We start from the raw sequence: 16,575 nt of genomic DNA on the forward strand, positions 1-16,575 counted from the left end.
TAAGTCGCATACTGCTAGACATGCTGATCAGGCTGACTGAGGTCGAGGCCCCTGACGGGTCTCGGGAAGGGAGGGCGGATGACTGTTGATATCAGTCGAGACCCGTGGAGCAAGCTCGACGAACTGCTCGGGATCGAGGTAGCGGCACCGGTTGAGGACGGCATCGGACCGGTTGCGTTCTGCGGTCGGTGCTCGACCGAGGACAACCAGGACCCGAGGACATCGCGCGCCTGGCAGTACGGCAACGCCGAGAAGCTGATCGAGCCGTTGGGCGGCGTGATCGTTGACGAGTACTTCGATGTCGGGCAGTCACGATCGGTGCCGTGGGAGCGACGTCCCGAGGCGTCTCGTCTGCTGGCTGCGCTGAAGGACTCGAACCGGGGCTGGAGCGCGATTGTCGTCGGTGAGGGAACTCGATGCTGGTTCGGCAACCAGTTCTCGTTGGTCGCTCCGAAGTTCGCCGCCTACGGCGTTGATCTGTGGGTTCCGGAACTCGGCGCCAAGTACGACTCGCGTAATCCCTCGCACAAGATGCTGATGAGCATGTTGGGCGGCATGAGCGAGTCGGAGCGCCAACACGTTCAAGCTCGCGTCCGCGCGGCTATGGATGCCCAAGTGTTGAACGACGGGCGGCATCAGGGCGGGCGAGCACCGTATGGCTACAACGTTGTGGACGGCGGTCCCCATCCGAACCCGAGAAAGGCGGCTGAAGGGGGTCGACTGCGGGTGCTGGCGATCGACGAGCCGAGCGCAGAGGTCGTGCGCCGGATCTTCGCTCAGTACCTGACCGGTGAGATGGGAGATCGAGCCATCGCGAACAGCCTCAACCGGGACGGCATTCCGTGCCCCTCGGCGCGGCGGCCGGATCAGAATCGGCATCGGCTCGCCGACGGGTGGCAGGGCAGCACTGTGCGAGCGATTCTCGACAACCCCCGATACACGGGCTTTGCGTTCTTCGGACGATGGACTCGACAAGAGATGCTGCTCGATCCCGATGACGTCGGCGCGGGGCACGTGGTCCGTTTTCGTCGGTCTGCTCCCGACCGTGTGGTGCGGTCCCGGAAGCAGGCACATCCGCACATCGTCTCTGTGGAGGAGTTCGTTCAGTCACAGTTGCTGAGGCGGTCACGTGCCGCCGGAGGGTTCTCGGCCGGAAAGAAGCTGGTGCGTGGATCGAAGCGAACCAAGCGGGTCTACCCGCTTCGCGGTCGTGTGAAGTGCGGGTATTGCACGCGGCGCATGGAAGGAACGCCCACCGGTCGTAAGACCTATTACCGATGTGCACTTCGGACGATGGTGCCAGGGTCGCCCGCGTTGAACGGCCATCCGACCAACGTCTACCTCCCCGAGGATGCGGCGCTCGATCGAATCAACGGCTGGCTTGATCGGCTGTTCGCTCCCGAGAACGTCGACAGCACGGTTTCAGCACTGGCGGCTTCTCAAGACGAGGAGAAGCCCGGTTCAGGGGATCAGGCGGCAGCACGGAAGCGGCTCGCCGAGGCAGAAGCGAAGCTGCGCAGATTCCAGGACGCGATTGCGGCCGGTGTGAACCCAGAGGCACTCGTAGGAGCGATCAACGAGGCAGCGGAGAAGCGCGCGGCGGCGGAAGCTGAGCTGGACGGCATGCCGAAGCGCGGCGGGCGGCGGAGCGTCGCAGCGATCTACGCGATGATCGACGCGCTCGGCGACGTGAAGAGCATGACGCGTCGTGGCGAGCCCGATGAGCTGCAGAAACTGTATGAGAAGCTCGGGCTTGAGACCGTCTACAACGCCGAAGGGCGGACGCTCGATGCGAGCATCCGCCCTGACGTTAGGGATAAAGCTGGTGTCCGAGAGGGGACTTGAACCCCTACGCCCTTTCGGGCACTAGCACCTCAAGCTAGCGCGTCTGCCATTCCGCCACCCAGACTGATGGGATGATCGTACAGCACGATCTGCGGGCCCTCGCACCGGGGATAGGATCGGCCGGTGAAGGTCATCGTCGAGGCTGACGGCGGGTCGCGGGGCAATCCCGGGCCGGCCGGTTACGGGGCCGTTGTCCGCGATCAGCTCACCGGCGAGACGCTGGCCGAGCGCAAGGGGTTTCTCGGGGTCGCCACCAACAACGTGGCCGAGTACCAGGGGCTCATCGCCGGGCTCAGAGCCGCGCAGGAACTCCGAGCCGAGACCGTCGACGTGCGGATGGACTCCAAGCTGGTCGTCGAGCAGATGTCCGGGCGGTGGAAGGTCAAGCACCCGTCCATGCAGCCGTTGGCGCTCGAGGCGCAGCAGTTGGCGCGGGCGTTCGGCAAGATCACGTACCAGTGGATTCCGCGCGAGCAGAACCGGCAGGCCGACCGGTTGGCCAACCAGGCCATGGACGGCGAGACGAAAGAGCCGCAAGCCGAAGGCGACAAGCAGCCGCATTGGAGTGGCGCGGTCGGCGAACCGACTCGGCTGATTCTGCTCAGGCACGGGCAGACCAAGCTGTCGGTCGAGCGACGGTACTCGGGGCGTGGCGATCACCCGCTCACGGAGCTCGGGCAGGACCAGGCGGAAAGAGCTGCGGCACGTCTCTCCAAAGTGGACGGTATTGCGGCGATCATCGCGTCGCCGTTGCAGAGGGCGGTGCAGACCGCGCAGAAGCTCGGCGAGAAGACCGGGCTGGAGGTCGTCACCCACCAGGGGCTCATCGAGACCGACTTCGGCACCTGGGAGGGGTTGACGTTCGCGGAGGCGGCGGAGCAGGACCCCGAGGTCCACCGGCGCTGGCTCGGCGACACGAGTGTGCACCCGCCGAACGGTGAGAGCTTCGACGAGGTCAACCAAAGAGTTCGCAAGGCGCGCACCGAGATCATCGCGAAGTTCGGCGGCAAGACGTTGGTCGTGGTCAGTCACGTCACGCCGATCAAGACGTTGCTGCGGCAGGCGCTGGACGTCGGGCCGCAGTTCCTGTTCCGGATGCACCTCGACCTGACGGGTGTGTCGATCGCCGAGTTCTACCCCGACGGGCACGCGTCGGTGAAGCTCGTCAACGACACGTCACATCTCAGCTGACCTTGCGCAGGCGGGGCGTCAAAGCCGAGACGAAACGGTCGGCCGCGGCGTCCAGCAAGGCGGCCGACTCGACCGAACCAACCTTCTGGTCCAGCACGAACTCGCCGCGCACCACCTGGTCGGCGCCCTTGGCCGCGAGCAGCGGGTGCAGGGCGTAGTCCATCGCCACGAGGAAGCCCTGGCTGCCGCCCGTCGCCAACGGCAGCACCGCGCGGCCGCGCAGCGCCTTCTTCGGCAGCAGGTCGAGCAACGCCTTGACGAGGCCGCTGTAGGCGGCTCGGTACACGGGTGAGGCGACCACGACGCCGTCGGCGGCCAGCACCGAGCTCACGGCCGCGGCGATCGAAGGGTCGCGCAGGTCCTCGGTGAGCAGCGACAACGTCGGTAGCGACCGCACGTTCAGCAACGTCACGTGGTGTCCCGCGGCCTCGAGCACGGCGGTCACGTGCGACACCACGACGCCGGTCGGGGTGGCGGGGGACGGCGCGCCGGAGATGATCAGCAGATCGGACATGGCAAGCACTCCCTGAGGTCGCGGGTGAGAGAACGCGTGCTCAGCGGAGGCAACACAGGCTTGCTGCCACGCGGCCGTAGTCGACGTGGCGCCGTCGGGTCATGTCTCGAAGTGAACCAACGTCCGGACCAGTGAACAACCGGTCCCAGACGCTGGGATATCCTGGTGGATGCGGATGAGTCGGCAGGGCGGCCGCGGCAGGTGACTGTCGAGGAAAGTCCGGACTCCACAGGGCAGGGTGGTTGTTAACGGCAACCAGGGGCGACCCTCGGGACAGTGCCACAGAAAGCAGACCGCCTCGGCGAGAGCCGAGGTAAGGGTGAAACGGTGGTGTAAGAGACCACCAGCGCCCCAGGTGACTGGGGCGGCTAGGTAAACCCCACCCGGAGCAAGGCCAAGAGGGCACGCGAGTGCCTGCGTGAGCGTTCGAGGGCGGCCCGCCCGATGCTCACGGGTAGGCCGCTAGAGCCTGTCGGCAACGGCAGGCCCAGATGGATGGCCGCCAAGTGGGACGCGAGTCCCATGAACAGGATCCGGCTTACATGCCGGCTCATCCGCCCCTCGAACAAGAGACGGTGCCAGGGGACACCCCGGCACCGTCCAGGAAAATCAGAACGTCGCGACGTTCAGCAGCGGTTCGTGCGTGCTGTCCGGATCGGTCGCGGTGTTCCAGTTGCTGTTCCCGGCCGACCGCAGAGCCGTCTTCACGGCCGCGGGCGAGGCGCTCGGGTGGGTCGACTTGTACAGCGCCGCCGCACCGGCGACGTGCGGGCTGGCCATCGAGGTGCCCGAGATCGACTTGTAGCCGCCGCCCTTCCAGCTCGACAGGATGCACACGCCGGGCGCGATGAGGTCGACGTCCGCGCCGTAGTTGGAGAAGTCGGCGAACGTGTCGTCCACGTCCGCGCGGCAGGTGGAGGCCGCGCCGCCGCCGGGCTGGCCGTTGAAGTCGGCCAGCGCGCTGACCGTGATGACTTCCTCGTAGGTGGCCGGCACGAAGGTCGACGAGTTCGCCGAGCTGTTGCCCGCTGCCACGACGTAGGTCACGCCGGCGGCCACGGAGCGGCAGATCGCCTCGTGCATCGCGTCCCGGTTGGACCCGCAGGCGCTGTCGCTGCCGGAGCCGCCGAGGCTCATGTTCGCGACCTCGATCTCGCTCGCGTGCGCGGTGACGTAGTCGATGCCGCAGATGATGGCCGAGAACGAGCCGCTGCCCGCGTTGTTCAGCACGCGGACCGGCCAGATGCGGGCACCGGGGGCGACGCCCACCACGCCGGAGCCGTTGTCGAGCGCGCCGATCGTGCCCGCCACGTGGGTGCCGTGGCCGTTGCCGTCGTCAGCGCTGCGGCCGGTGGAGCAGTTCTTCGCGCCCGCGGTGTTGACGTTGAGGTCGGGGTGGTCGAGGTCGACGCCGGTGTCGATCACGGCGACATCCACGTTCACGCGTTCGTCGGTGCCGTTGATGCGAGCGGTCGGGCTTTGTTCGGCGTCGATGCGGTCGATGCCGGTCGGCAGGGTCTGCGCCGCGATCGAGGCGACGCCGTCCGGCTGCACGAGCGCGACCCTGGGGTCACGAGCGAGGCGTGCCGCCGTGGCCGCGGTCATGCGGCCCGAGTAACCGCGCACTGCGGACTCGTACACGTTGTCGACCGTCACGCCGAGCAGGTTGGTCACGCTCGACACACCAACGCCGTCCTTCAGCAGCACGATGTATCCGCTGGTAGCGGTGTCGGCGCTGGCTGGGGCGGCGGGAACGGCGGCGGCGAGCAGAGTAGCTGCGAACAGGGCCTTGACTGTGAGTCGTCGCATGGCTCTCCTCAAGGGGCTTGAGCAGGGGACCACGATGCTCTCACCCGAACGGTGCGAGTCGTTAGTGCTTTCGGGGGTAAATCTGCGGCTCGAATCGCCTGTATTGATGAATCTGTGCTGTCTCACCTGGAGTGCGCCCGCTGCGGTCGGCGTCATGACGCCTCGGTCCCGCAGAACCTCTGCCACGGGTGCGCGTCGCCGCTGCTGGCGCGCTACGACCTCACCCGTGTCGGCCGTCCGACCTCGGAAAACTCGCTCTGGCGCTACCGCGACGTGCTGCCAGTCGCGCACCTCGATCCAGCGTTCAGCCTCGGCGAGGGCATGACCCCGCTCGTCCCGTTGCCCGCGCTCAGCCGGGCGCTGGACGCGAACATCCTCATGAAGGACGAGTCGCTCATCCCGACCGGCTCGTTCAAGGCCCGCGGCGCTGCTGTCGGGGTGGCCAAGGCCAAGGAACTGGGCATCAGCGGCATCAAAATGCCCACCAACGGCAACGCGGGCGCCGCCTGGGCCCTGTACGCGGCTCGCGCCGGCCTCCGCAGCGTGATCGCCATGCCCGAGGACGCCCCGCTGATCACCCGCGAGGAGGTCGAGGCGAGCGGCGCCGAGCTGAGGATCGTGCCCGGCACCATCGCCGACGCCGCGCAGGCCATCAAGGACGTCGACCTCTTCGACGCCTCGACCCTCAAAGAGCCCTATCGCATCGAAGGTAAGAAGACGATGGGCTACGAGATCGTCGAGCAGCTCGGCTGGCGCGTCCCCGACGTGATCATCTACCCGACCGGCGGCGGCGTCGGCCTCATCGGGATTCACAAGGCACTGCTGGAGATGCGCGAGCTCGGCTGGATCGACGGACCCCTGCCGCGACTCGTCGCGGTGCAGTCCACCGGGTGCGCGCCGATCGTGCGGGCGTTCGACGACGGTGCGGCCGAATCGTCCTTCTGGGACAACGCTTTCACGACCGCGTTCGGCATCAACGTGCCGAAACCCTTGGGCGACTTCATCATCCTGCAGGCCATCAGGGAAACCGATGGCACCGCAATAGCGGTCGATGATGGGCAGATTCTGAATGACCGCAACGAAACCGCGCGACTGGAGGGCGTCTTCCTGTGCCCGGAAGGCGCGGCCACGATCAGCGCCGTCCGAAACCTCCGCAAGGACGGGTGGCTCAAGGCCGACGACGAGGTCGTCGTGCTGAACACCGGAGCAGGCATCAAGTACCCACTGCTCCGCCTCTAGATAGGGGCAACTGCTGACGGCGTTACAGAAATACGGCTGTTCGAGTGGCGCGGTCACCTGGAAGAGCGACCCTCGGTATCACCGCCCAGCACGGCAGATCCTCCTGTCAGACGGCCGGCCCCTGCAGCCGGTGGTCCCCAAGGGAGGGAAAAGACATGCAACGCAAACTGACCGTGGTGCTGGCGCTGTCCAGCCTCGTCACCGCTGGAGCGGTCGGAGTCGCGACCGCCGACGCCGCAGAACTCCCCGTCTACGGCGTGAAGAGCGCCGGTCTCGACCAGGAGCAGGCCCAGCGACTGCAGAGGGCGTTCGGCCTCAAGGACGTCCAGCGATCCGAGTTCGGCGCGGTGTCCTTCGCGGACGAGCAGCGCTACCAGTACGTGCCCACCGTCGACAAAGGACAGGGCAAGCCCGACGAGGACGGCGAGCCCACGACGCTGACCGCGCTCGACGTCGACGCGCTCAAGCGCATCAAGGCCATCCCGACCGACGAGGCGGCGAAGCGCGCGCAGGAAGGTCTGCGGGCAGCGGGTGTGTTGCCGGCCAACGCAACGCCCACCGCGCAGCACACGACCTTCGAGCTGACCGACACCAACGGCCGCACCGCGCTCACGGCGAACCTCGACACGGCGGTGTCGTACACGTTCCAGCTCGGCGGTATTCCGCTGGAAGGTGAGGGCGCGAACATCCGCGTCGCGTTCGACGCGCTGGGCGTGACCGCCGTCAGCCACGCGAGCCGGACCTTCGCCCAGGCGGGCACGGTCAAGGTGCACGACCTGGCCACCGGCGCGCAGCTGTGCCAGAAGTTCCTCGGCGAGCAGGCACGGGCCAACTACGTCTACGTGGCCCCGCCGCTGGAGGACAAGGTCGACAAGATCGAGCCGTCGTTCCGGTGCACCGGCGGCAACGCCGACAAGGGCACGGCCCAGGCCATCACCCTGCCCGCGGCCGTCGGCGCCGAACTGCCCCAGCCGACCGAACCGCAGCCGCCGCGCCAGCAGACCGTGCAGGCGCAGGAGATCCGCGAGGTCGGCATGGAGGGCACCGGCAACTGCGCCGGCCTGCCCAACACCGTGGCCAACATCAACAGCTTCGACGCCGAGGCCGGTGCGCACGGCATCAACCGGAACTTCAAGTGGCTGGACCAGAACGCCTGGGAGAGCGACTTCAAGGACCCGATGTTCGCGGGCGGCGACGACAACGACTGGGCCGATGACGTCGACATGACCTACTGGCAGGGCCACGGTTCCGGCACCGGCTTCTACTTCACCGGCTGCTCCAACCACAACGACACCAAGCTCGCCAACACCGACGCGCGCTGGGGCCAGGAGGACGTTGAGTGGATGAGCCTCTTCACCTGCCTGATCCTCGAGGACGTGACCGGCGGCCAGAACTGGGCGCAGCGCTGGGGCCAGGCGTTCCGCGGCCTGCACCAGATCAACAGCTTCACCACGATCAGCTACAACTCGTCCAACCACGGCGGCAAGTTCGGGCACTACATGTGGCGCAACCCGTTCCTGTGGTGGAACAAGCCGATGAAGGTCCGCGATGCGTGGGCACAGGCCAGCATCGACACGCAGCCGGCCGAGGTGCGGTGGGCGACGATGGGTGTCTACAAGTACGCCACCGGTGAGTACGTCAACATCGACGACTACTTCCACGGCAAGGGCTCCGTCGGTCCGGACCTGCTGCCGAACGGCTGGTTCTGGCGGATCTCCGGCGCCAGCTAACCGAGGTCCCGCACCCGAAGCCGTGCCACGCCAACTGAAGTGAGCAGTGCAGCCACCGCCGCGAGCCCGAGCAGGGGCGCGGCGGTGAGCTGTTCCCCGGTCAGCACGCGCGGCAGGAAGTGGAACGGCGACACCAGGTTCGCCACGCCGTACTCGATGCCCAGCGATGGACCCACGATCTCGCCGAACATGTTGACCACCAACCACACCACGAACGAGATCGCCGCCGCGGCACGCGGCACGAACCCCACCGCGAGCATTGCCACCGCACCCACCACCAACGCGGCAGGCACCTGGAGCAACGCCGCGGTCAGCACGCGAAGATCACCCCGTCCGGCCGCGAGCCCGGCGACGGTCATCATCGCCAGCGTCCCCGCCACGGCCACGGACAGATGCCCAAAAGCCCACCGCATCCGCCCGATCGCCGTCGACAGCAACAGCTCCGCCCGCCCGGACACCTCGTCGGCCCGCAGCCGCAGCACCACGAGCACCGGGAACAACGCCGCCGCCCCACCCAGGCTGATCATGATCATCCAGAGCAACGTGTCCCCGAGCTCGCCGGTGCCGTATCGCCGCAGGAACTCGCTCATCGTCGGCGAGGCGCCGGCGATCGTGCCGTGCATCCCCGCTGCGACGCCGCCCATGGTGGCTCCAGCAAGTGCGAACGCGCTCACCCATCCGATGAGCTGGGTCCGATGCACCCGCCACGGCACGTTGACGTCGCCACCCGCCTTCCCCGGCCGCACGGGCACCACGCCCGCCCCGAAGTCACGGCGCTGGTTCAGCCGGAACGCGACCAGCGTCAGCACCGCGGTGGCCACCAGCGGCACCACGATCACCCAGCCGGACACCAGGAACAGGTGGCTCCAGCCGTTGGGGGAGAACCAGCGCGCCCACAGCACGCCGCTGCCGTCCGCCGCGAACCGCACGCCGTAGGTCACGCCCAACGTGCCGCACGCGATCAGATGCGCCGTCGAGGACCGTTCGGTGAGCTGGGCGGCGACTCCCGCCACGGCCGCGAACACCACGCCGGGTGCGGCCACCGCGAGCCCGAACCGGATTCCGCCGATCGCCGCCACCAGGGCGCCGATCGACAGCGACGCACCCATCGCCAGCGCCAGCGCGGACGTGAGCGGCGCGTACCGGGAGAGCGGCGTCGCGCGCAGCAGTTCCTGCCGGCCGGATTCCTCTTCGGCCCTGGTGTGCCGCAGCACGATGAGGATCGCCATCAACGCGGTCAGGGTGAACGCGATGTCGCCGATCTTCCACAGGATCAGGCCGTGGAGGGTCGGCGCGGTCAGCTGGCCGGTGAACGCGGTCAGCGCGGCGTTGCCCGCCACCTCGCGTGCGAAGGAGAGGGCGGCTTCCGGAGTCGGGAACATCCGGGTGTACTGCCCGGTGGTGCTGAGGACCACGCCCGCGATCAACACGACCCAGGAAGGCAACAAGACCCGGTCGCGGCGCAGCAGGAACCGTAACATTCTTCAGAAGCTACACATGTTTCACAAAGTTGTGAAGAGACGAGCCCGTGTGAGCGGCCGGGCTAAGTTGTGGCGGTGTCGAACGGGGGACCCGTGGAATCTTCTGGTGATGAGTCTTCGCTCATGAGCGACCCGAAGTTCGCTGCCGAGTTCGCCCTGGCGGAGTACAAGACCCTGCGCGACGAGATCCTCAAGAAGATGGACCACCGAACGTCGTTGGTGGTCTGTTCGGTGACGGTCAGCTGCGCCGTGCTGGGCTTCGGCGTCGACAAGAGGAGCGGGCCACTGCTGCTCGTGTCGCCGCTGATCTCCTTGCTGCTGGGCATCTTCATCCTGTTTCACAACACCCAGATCGCGGCGGCCTCGGCGTACCTGCGCAAGACGTTCGACGAGCCGTTGTCGGCGGGAGCTCGCGGTGTGCCCGGATGGCACATCCCCGCGGTCGAACCCGGGAGTCGCCCCGGTCAGCGAGTGCTGGCGAACCACCTCCCGCTGGTCCTCATCGCCACCGCACCCGCACTGGTGGCCATCCCGCTGGCGCTCGCGAATCCGAACTGGGTCGTCTGGGTGATCCTCGCCGTCGACGGCGGCCTGCTCGCGATCTACCTGACCCTGCTCCTCAGGTGCCGGGCTCAGCGCTTGGCGGGGCGTCCCGAAGGCATCCGCAGCACCGGCCGGAACGGCGCCCCCGCGTTGTAGAGCTCCTCCAACTCGGTCACGTAAGCCAGCACCGCGGGATTCACGATGTCGGCCAGGGACCGCACCCCGGCCTGAGGCTCGTAGGAAGCCAGATAGGTGGCCGCCGCACGCGCGCGCTCGAGCACCGAGCGGTCGAAGTTGATCGTCCGCTGGACCCGGCGCCGGGATTGCGCGCCCTCCCCGGTAGGCTCGTCCACGCCTGGAGCACTAGGGGAGGCTGTGATTCCGTCCACACTTCCGTCCGGCGCGAGGTCAGGTTCGAGCATGGGCGAATCTCCTCGGAGTCGTCGCTTCGGACCGCGCACCTCAAGGGGCCGCGAACCGGCCGATCAGGGCGTTCACATGGGTGGACACGTGCGCATGTTTAGGACGCACGCACTGTGTGTGACCAGGGCGTTCGCAGTCGGGTGAACATTGCCAGCGACGGAGAGAATCTTGGTCCGGGTGTTCCCCACTGACGTCTCCTCGGTGATGATGTGTCGGCCAGATTAGACGTAATTCTCCCCAGGGGGAACGGCCAGATGATCTACAGCCCGCTCCAACAGCTTCACACGACGTGACGAACTCGTGTTCTACTCGTAGCGCAAGCCCGAGCGCACTCTGGAGTACTTAATGACCGCCATGGACCTGGTGACACTCGCTCAGCAGCAGCCGACGGTGCCGGGCACAGGCAATGTCCGCGGCTGGATCCTGGACAACATCGTTCCGCTGCTCCTGCTCACCGTCGCGCTCCTCCTGCTCTGGCTCGGAGGTGGCAAAGGTGACAACGCGGGTGTCATGCGCCGCCTCGGTGGCGTGATCGTCGCGCTGGCCATCATCGGCCTCGCCGTCACGACCGACGCGGGCTCGAACATCGGCAAGTGGCTCGCCGGCTTGTTCGTCGGAGGCTGACACGTGCGGGTTCGCACTGACGACGAGGTCTACCGGGTCGACGCCGTCTGGCTCGGGCCGCCCAAAGCGACTTTTCCCTGGCGCGCGCGATACGTCGCGTGGGGTGTCGGGATCGTCGTTTTCCTCGTCGTACTCACGATCGAACGCCAGATGGGAGTCGGCTTCGGGTTCTTCTCGACGGCCTGGGCCCTCGTGGCGACGATCATCCTCACTCGCTTCATCACCCAGCGGATCAGTCATGAACGGCCGCTCACGGCCGTCATGTCGATGTGGGTCCGCGAGCTCACCGCACCTCGAGAACGCACGGCAAGCGCCGGCGGAGCGGCCAGCGCCGCCCGGATCCGGGTCAGTCCGCAGCGGCCTCGTCCCAAGTTGAGCAAGAAACAACGGGCGAGACAGCAGGCGCAGCCCCGCCGGACGTCAGCCAGCCGTAAGAAGGAGGTTCGCGGTGTTCGGACGCCGGCGAGACCGTGACCGTCGCTCCGCCCAGCACATCGCGCAGCACGCCGCGGCCGACCCCCGTGAGCGTGACCGCGCCTCGTACTCCAAGCGCGGCCGTCGCCTGCCCGGCGAGCAGGCCGTGCCGAGCTACACGCCGTCGATCGCGGCCCGCAGCATCGACGGCCACCTGCTGCGCACCGGCCAGGAGGTCTACGCCTGGTACCGGCTCGCGCCGCAGCGCTGGTCGTTCCGCAGCGACTCGCAGCGCCAGGACCTGATCGCCGCCATCGCGGGCCAGTACGCCGAGCTGCAGGGCCGCTGGATGCACCTGCGGGTGACGACGAGGCCGTACCCGATCCGCATGTGGGCCGAGGCGCACGTGCACAACGCCGTCAAGCGCCTGCCGGACACGCCCGGCACGCTGTCGTTCGACGACTACATGGTCGGCGAGCAGCAGCAGCTCATGGGCCGTTCGATGGCCGAGAAAGAGGTCTACCTGGGCGTCCAGGTGCAGACCCGCAACATGATGGACCGCGCCGTCGAACGCGCCGCCCCCGTGCTGCGCAAGGTCTTCCCGGATGCCGTGGACGCCGAGCTCGTCGCGCTGGACTCCGAGGTCGAGCACCTCGACCAGGTCATCGGCTCCGCGGGACTCGAAGGCCGTCCCGCGACGGCCGAGGAGATGTCCTGGCTGATGCACCGGTCGTGCTCGCTGGGCCTGCCCGCGCCGCGCAACCTGCCCGCCGTGCCGGGTGCCGCGTGGGAACCGGAGGACCTCGCGTCCTTCACCGACGCCGCGGACTTCCACCAGGAGCCGTACTCGCCGACGGTGACCGTGCGCGGCCGCACCGGCTCGAACGCGGGCATCAAGCGGCACGTCGCGGTGCTGACGGTCGGGCTGATGCACGGCCTGCAGATCCCCGAGGTCGACGACCCGTGGGTGCAGCGCGCCGACCGGCTCCCGGCGAGTGTGGAGTGGTCCGCACGAATCTACGTGCGCAAGCCGGAAGAGGTGTCCGGCGAGCTCTCGCGCCAGATGAGCAAGGTGCGCTCGCAGGTCCGCCACTACACCGACGAGCACGAGCTCGACCCGCCGCAGTCGCTGGCCCGCCAGGCCGGGCGCGTGCTGGAGATCGACGACGAGATGACGTCGGGCTTCACCGCGCTGGGCACCCGGGTGCGCAGCTGGTGGCGCCTGGCCGTCTCCGGTCCGACCGAGCGCGAGGCGCTGAGGCTCGCCCAGTCGTTGCTGGAGCTGTACAAGCCGAAGATCGCGATCGAGCACCCCGAGGCGCAGTACGCGATCGCCCGTGAGTTCATCCCCGGCGAACCGCTGTCCAACGGTGCGTACCTGCGCCGCGGCAGCGTGTTGTGGGCGGCGAGCGCTGTTCCCACGGCGACGGCCGAGGTCGGTGACCGCCGCGGCATCCTGTTGGGCGAGACCGTCACGGCCACCCGCCGCCCGGTCGCGTGGGACCCGTGGATGGCGCAGGAGCTGCGGGACGCCTCTGGTCTGACGGCGATGGTCGCGGGCCTGGGTGCGGGTAAGTCGTTCCTCGGCGGCGGCATGGTCTACAAGACGCTGCGGGCCGGCGCGCACTGGACGTTGCTCGACCCGTCCGGCCCGCTGTCCGCGCTGTGCGACCTGCCGGAGCTGCGCCCGTACGCGCGGCCGATCAACCTGCTCAACGCCCAGCCCGGGATTCTGAATCCGTACCGGGTGGTCGCCGAGCCGATGATCGAGCACTTCCTCGACGAGGAAGATCCCGAACGCGCGTGGCGCCGCGAGAAGGCGCTGGCGGCGGCGACCCGTCGTCGTCTGGTGCTGGACGTGCTCACCGGTTTGCTGCCGTTCGAGGTCGCGCGACTGCCGCAGACGCGCATCGTGCTGCTGCGTGCCGTCCGCACGGTCGGTGGCCGCTTCGACGCACACCCCGGTCTCGTCTTCGAGGCGTTGCGCCGCGACGCGTCCGAGCACCACGAGCACGCCGTCGTCGTCGCGGACTTCCTCGACGAGATGCGCGAGCGCATGTCGTTGCTGATTCCCGAGGAGAACCACGACCCGTACAACGAGGTGCGCGACGACCGCCTCACCGTCCTCACCATGGCGGGCCTGAACCTGCCCAAGGACGGCGTCGGCCGCGAGCACTGGACGGACGCGGAGTCGCTCGGCGTCGAGATGCTGAACCTCGCCGCCTGGCTCACCCAGCGTTCGATCTACGAGAAGCCGAAGGACCAACGCAAGGGCGTCTGGATCGACGAGGCGTTCTTCCTCTCGGAGGTCCCGACCGGTCGTGTGCTGATGAACCGCTTCGCGCGTGACTCGCGAAAGTGGAACGTCCGCGTCCTCTTGTCATCTCAGATCCCCGCGGACTTCCTGCGGATCCAGGGCTTCGTAGCACTGCTCGACTCGGTCTTCGTCGGCCGGCTCGACGACGACCAGGCGCAGGCGGATGCGTTGCGGCTGCTCAAGGTTCCGGTCGGAGCCGGGTACGAGCAGGTGATCGCGTCGCTCGGCCGCCGCCCCGGTGGCGAGCGCACCGCGACCGAACGCGACCGCGCGCCGCGGCAGTTCGTCTTCGGTGACGGTGCCGGCGGTGTCGAGCGCATCCGCATCGACTTCAGCGGCCCGCACCTCGAACACCTGCGCAACGCCCTCGACACGACCCCGGACGCCAAGCGCGGCAACGGTTCCGGCGAGCTCGTGAAGACGGACGACCACGCGGCTCCGCAGCCGCCCGCCTACGTGCCCGACGAGATCGACGACGAACTGGCGGCGGACATGGAGCTCGGACTGACGGAGGACGAGGCCCATCTCGTGGGCCACGGTGACGGCACCAACCGCCACCGGGACGGCGCCGCATGACGGCGCTGACGATCGTGCTCGCGATCGCCGCCTTGCTCTGGGCGAGGCGGCGGTTCGCAGTGCGCATGTCAGCTCGCACGAGGTCGGTCGGCCTCGTGGCGGCGATCCTGGCGTTGCAGGTGGTACTGGGTGCCCCGATGGCGCACGCCCAATCCTGTGGCGACCCACCAAATCCGGAACGGCCGGGCGCGGGCATGGTCGGCGCGCTCGACCCGCCCGTCGGCAACGGCCTGCCCGGCTCGCCGTACCTCGACTACGGCTACGCGGGCATGGTCTGGCACACCTACACGACCAAGTGCAACGTCGTCCCGGACGCCAACGCCACGATCGACACGTGGGCGGGCAACGAGCTCTTCAGCATCGGCAAGAACATCGTCGGTGCCACGAACGCGTTGCACTACACGGTGATGGGCCGCGGCCTGCTGGTCCCGCTGGACGACGCCGTGAAGAACGGCGTGCAGAAGGTCTACGACAACGTCTACCTGCGCTGGTTCGGCCTGGTGGCGTTGATCCTGGCGATCCTGATGTTCCGGCAGATCTGGACCGGCGACTTCGCCACGATCTCCAAACGCGGGCTCTGGGCGTTGGCCGCCATGTGGCTGGCGACGTCCACCTTGGCGCTACCGCAGTTCTACAACCTCCTCGACAACACGCTGGTCTCCAAGACATCGGAGATCCAGGCCGGGTTCATCGAGGCGCCTGAGGAACAAGGCACACTCCACGTCCTGCCAACGAAACTGCACGACGCCGTCGTCTACCAAAGCTGGCTGCGCGGCGCGTTCGGCACGCCGGAAGCACCGCAGGCGGCGGAGTTCGGCCCGCGCATCCTGAAGACGCAGGCGTGGTCGACGTCGGAGATCGCCGAGCACAAGGACGCGGACCAGGCGGCGCTGGAGGCCAAGAAGGCCGAGTGGAAGGCGTTGGAGGCTCAGCTCGGCACTGCGAAGGGCTACTTCGACGGCACCGACGGCAGCCGCACCGGCGCCGGTTTCCTGGCACTGCTGCAGTCCATCGCGTTCTCACTGTTCCAGCTGTTCGCGAAGGCCGCGGTGCTGCTGGCCCAGCTGCTGCTGCGCATTCTGACCTTGGCCGGGCCGCTCATCGGTCTGGTCGCGCTGCTCCACCACGACCTGCTGCGCAAGGTCGCCCGCGCGGCCGCCGTGACGGTGTTCAACGTGCTGGTGCTCGCAGTGCTCGCGGGCGTCCACGCGTTGCTGCTGCAGGCGATCTTCAACGCCACCGGGCTCTCGTTGCTGACGCGCACGTTGCTCGGACTGATGCTGACCCTGGTGTGCTTCGTGATCGGCAAACCGTTGCGCCGCATGTGGCAGATGGTCGAGATGTCGGTCGGCTCCGCCGGCAACGTCCTGCCGATGAGCGGCGGCGTTTGGTCGAAGATGATGGGCCGCAGGAAGTCCGCGGGCCCGACGCCGCAGGACGAGTTCTGGGAGTCCGTGCGGGAGAACGACACCGACGGCGACGAGGTCCCGCAGCGCGGTCGCGGCCGCGTGCGCCCGGAGGCCTCCAGCCCGGTCATGGCCACGGCACAGCGACTCGACCGAAACGGCCAGCCCGGCCAGATCGTGAGCGGCGGCGACGGCTACGGCGTGCGGGCCGGCTCATTGCCCGCGGGTTCGGGCCCGGCGGCGTTGCCGGTCGGCCGGTCACGCGTGGTGGACAGCCCACCGGTCACCGACCGGCAGTGGGACCGGGTCGACGACGCGGTGCTCGTGCCGTCGCGGTCCAGCAGCTACTCGGGGCCGGTGCAGGAGCCTCGCAGGGCCGAGACAGAAGTGGTGGCAGGGCGTCAGGTGCACGTGATCTACCGACCGTCGCGCGGTTTCGAAGTCCGGGACAACTAGAGAGGGG

General features: G+C 68.1%; 13 protein-coding genes, 1 tRNA gene and 1 other RNA gene. 10 read left to right on the forward strand and 5 right to left on the reverse strand.

Annotation, left to right across the window (positions count from 1 at the left end; genetic code table 11):
- Positions 1-78 precede the first annotated feature (78 nt).
- Positions 79-1,845: a recombinase family protein gene (locus DI276_RS34630; protein WP_112271267.1), complete on the forward strand. Its 1,767-nt coding sequence runs from the start codon at positions 79-81 to the stop codon at positions 1,843-1,845.
- On the opposite strand, the gene DI276_RS34635 is transcribed toward DI276_RS34630, so the two are convergent.
- A tRNA-Leu gene (locus DI276_RS34635) sits at positions 1,824-1,909 on the reverse strand. The genes DI276_RS34630 and DI276_RS34635 overlap by 22 nt on opposite strands.
- A gap of 59 nt (positions 1,910-1,968) precedes the next feature.
- Here DI276_RS34635 and DI276_RS34640 point away from each other — a divergent pair.
- Positions 1,969-3,036, forward strand: a complete 1,068-nt coding sequence (locus DI276_RS34640; protein ID WP_112271269.1) for a bifunctional RNase H/acid phosphatase — start codon at positions 1,969-1,971, stop codon at positions 3,034-3,036.
- Here the strand turns inward: DI276_RS34640 and DI276_RS34645 are convergent.
- Positions 3,029-3,550 (reverse strand): NAD(P)H-dependent oxidoreductase, encoded by a 522-nt coding sequence (locus DI276_RS34645; protein WP_112271271.1) that lies wholly within the window; start codon positions 3,548-3,550, stop codon positions 3,029-3,031. The two genes, DI276_RS34640 and DI276_RS34645, sit on opposite strands and share 8 nt — an antisense overlap.
- A 176-nt stretch (positions 3,551-3,726) precedes the next feature.
- Here DI276_RS34645 and rnpB point away from each other — a divergent pair.
- Positions 3,727-4,107: RNase P RNA component class A (gene rnpB, locus DI276_RS34650), an RNA gene on the forward strand.
- A gap of 52 nt (positions 4,108-4,159) precedes the next feature.
- Here the strand turns inward: rnpB and DI276_RS34655 are convergent.
- Positions 4,160-5,359 carry a S8 family peptidase gene (locus DI276_RS34655; protein ID WP_112271273.1) on the reverse strand — a complete coding sequence of 400 codons (1,200 nt, stop codon included), beginning with the start codon at positions 5,357-5,359 and terminating at the stop codon, positions 4,160-4,162.
- 114 nt (positions 5,360-5,473) lie between these two features.
- On the opposite strand from DI276_RS34655, the gene DI276_RS34660 reads away from it, so the two are divergent.
- The gene (locus DI276_RS34660) at positions 5,474-6,598 is read left to right on the forward strand and encodes a threonine synthase (protein ID WP_232837113.1); all 1,125 of its coding nucleotides are present in this window, start codon (positions 5,474-5,476) and stop codon (positions 6,596-6,598) included.
- Positions 6,599-6,753: 155 nt separating this feature from the next.
- Entirely contained in the window at positions 6,754-8,328 is a 1,575-nt protein-coding gene (locus DI276_RS34665; protein ID WP_112271275.1) for a DUF6345 domain-containing protein, read from the forward strand.
- On the opposite strand, the gene DI276_RS34670 is transcribed toward DI276_RS34665, so the two are convergent.
- Positions 8,325-9,809 carry an ABC transporter permease gene (locus DI276_RS34670; protein WP_112271277.1) on the reverse strand — a complete coding sequence of 495 codons (1,485 nt, stop codon included), beginning with the start codon at positions 9,807-9,809 and terminating at the stop codon, positions 8,325-8,327. The two genes, DI276_RS34665 and DI276_RS34670, sit on opposite strands and share 4 nt — an antisense overlap.
- A 123-nt stretch (positions 9,810-9,932) precedes the next feature.
- On the opposite strand from DI276_RS34670, the gene DI276_RS34675 reads away from it, so the two are divergent.
- Positions 9,933-10,508: a hypothetical protein gene (locus DI276_RS34675; protein ID WP_112271279.1), complete on the forward strand. Its 576-nt coding sequence runs from the start codon at positions 9,933-9,935 to the stop codon at positions 10,506-10,508.
- Here DI276_RS34675 and DI276_RS34680 read toward each other — a convergent pair.
- A complete protein-coding gene (locus DI276_RS34680) occupies positions 10,442-10,774 on the reverse strand; it encodes a hypothetical protein (protein ID WP_112271281.1) in 333 nt (110 codons plus the stop codon). The genes DI276_RS34675 and DI276_RS34680 overlap by 67 nt on opposite strands.
- 346 nt (positions 10,775-11,120) lie before the next feature.
- On the opposite strand from DI276_RS34680, the gene DI276_RS34685 reads away from it, so the two are divergent.
- The 4 genes from DI276_RS34685 to DI276_RS34700 are packed head-to-tail and all read left to right on the forward strand — an operon-like array spanning position 11,121 to position 16,568.
- The gene (locus DI276_RS34685) at positions 11,121-11,399 is read left to right on the forward strand and encodes a hypothetical protein (protein WP_030472642.1); all 279 of its coding nucleotides are present in this window, start codon (positions 11,121-11,123) and stop codon (positions 11,397-11,399) included.
- Between the two features lie 3 nt (positions 11,400-11,402).
- Positions 11,403-11,873, forward strand: coding sequence for a hypothetical protein (locus tag DI276_RS34690; protein WP_112271283.1), 471 nt, complete (start codon positions 11,403-11,405; stop codon positions 11,871-11,873).
- Positions 11,848-14,706 (forward strand): ATP-binding protein, encoded by a 2,859-nt coding sequence (locus DI276_RS34695; protein WP_112271285.1) that lies wholly within the window; start codon positions 11,848-11,850, stop codon positions 14,704-14,706. The genes DI276_RS34690 and DI276_RS34695 overlap by 26 nt, the downstream gene beginning before the upstream one ends.
- Entirely contained in the window at positions 14,703-16,568 is a 1,866-nt protein-coding gene (locus DI276_RS34700; protein WP_112271287.1) for a hypothetical protein, read from the forward strand. Before DI276_RS34695 ends, DI276_RS34700 begins: the two co-directional genes overlap by 4 nt.
- Positions 16,569-16,575 lie beyond the last annotated feature (7 nt).

Origin of the sequence: Lentzea terrae, assembly GCF_003265345.1 — a bacterium.
GTDB lineage: Bacteria > Actinomycetota > Actinomycetes > Mycobacteriales > Pseudonocardiaceae > Lentzea > Lentzea terrae.

Excerpts from the sequence above, each read along its gene's own strand:
- DI276_RS34680 (WP_112271281.1), bottom strand. The coding sequence starts at position 10,774 with ATGCTCGAACCTGACCTCGCGCCGGACGGAAGTGTGGACGGAATCACA.
- DI276_RS34655 (WP_112271273.1), bottom strand. The coding sequence starts at position 5,359 with ATGCGACGACTCACAGTCAAGGCCCTGTTCGCAGCTACTCTGCTCGCC.
- DI276_RS34665 (WP_112271275.1), top strand. The coding sequence starts at position 6,754 with ATGCAACGCAAACTGACCGTGGTGCTGGCGCTGTCCAGCCTCGTCACC.
- DI276_RS34670 (WP_112271277.1), bottom strand. The coding sequence starts at position 9,809 with ATGTTACGGTTCCTGCTGCGCCGCGACCGGGTCTTGTTGCCTTCCTGG.
- DI276_RS34630 (WP_112271267.1), top strand. The coding sequence starts at position 79 with ATGACTGTTGATATCAGTCGAGACCCGTGGAGCAAGCTCGACGAACTG.
- DI276_RS34645 (WP_112271271.1), bottom strand. The coding sequence starts at position 3,550 with ATGTCCGATCTGCTGATCATCTCCGGCGCGCCGTCCCCCGCCACCCCG.
- DI276_RS34675 (WP_112271279.1), top strand. The coding sequence starts at position 9,933 with ATGAGCGACCCGAAGTTCGCTGCCGAGTTCGCCCTGGCGGAGTACAAG.
- DI276_RS34685 (WP_030472642.1), top strand. The coding sequence starts at position 11,121 with ATGACCGCCATGGACCTGGTGACACTCGCTCAGCAGCAGCCGACGGTG.
- DI276_RS34700 (WP_112271287.1), top strand. The coding sequence starts at position 14,703 with ATGACGGCGCTGACGATCGTGCTCGCGATCGCCGCCTTGCTCTGGGCG.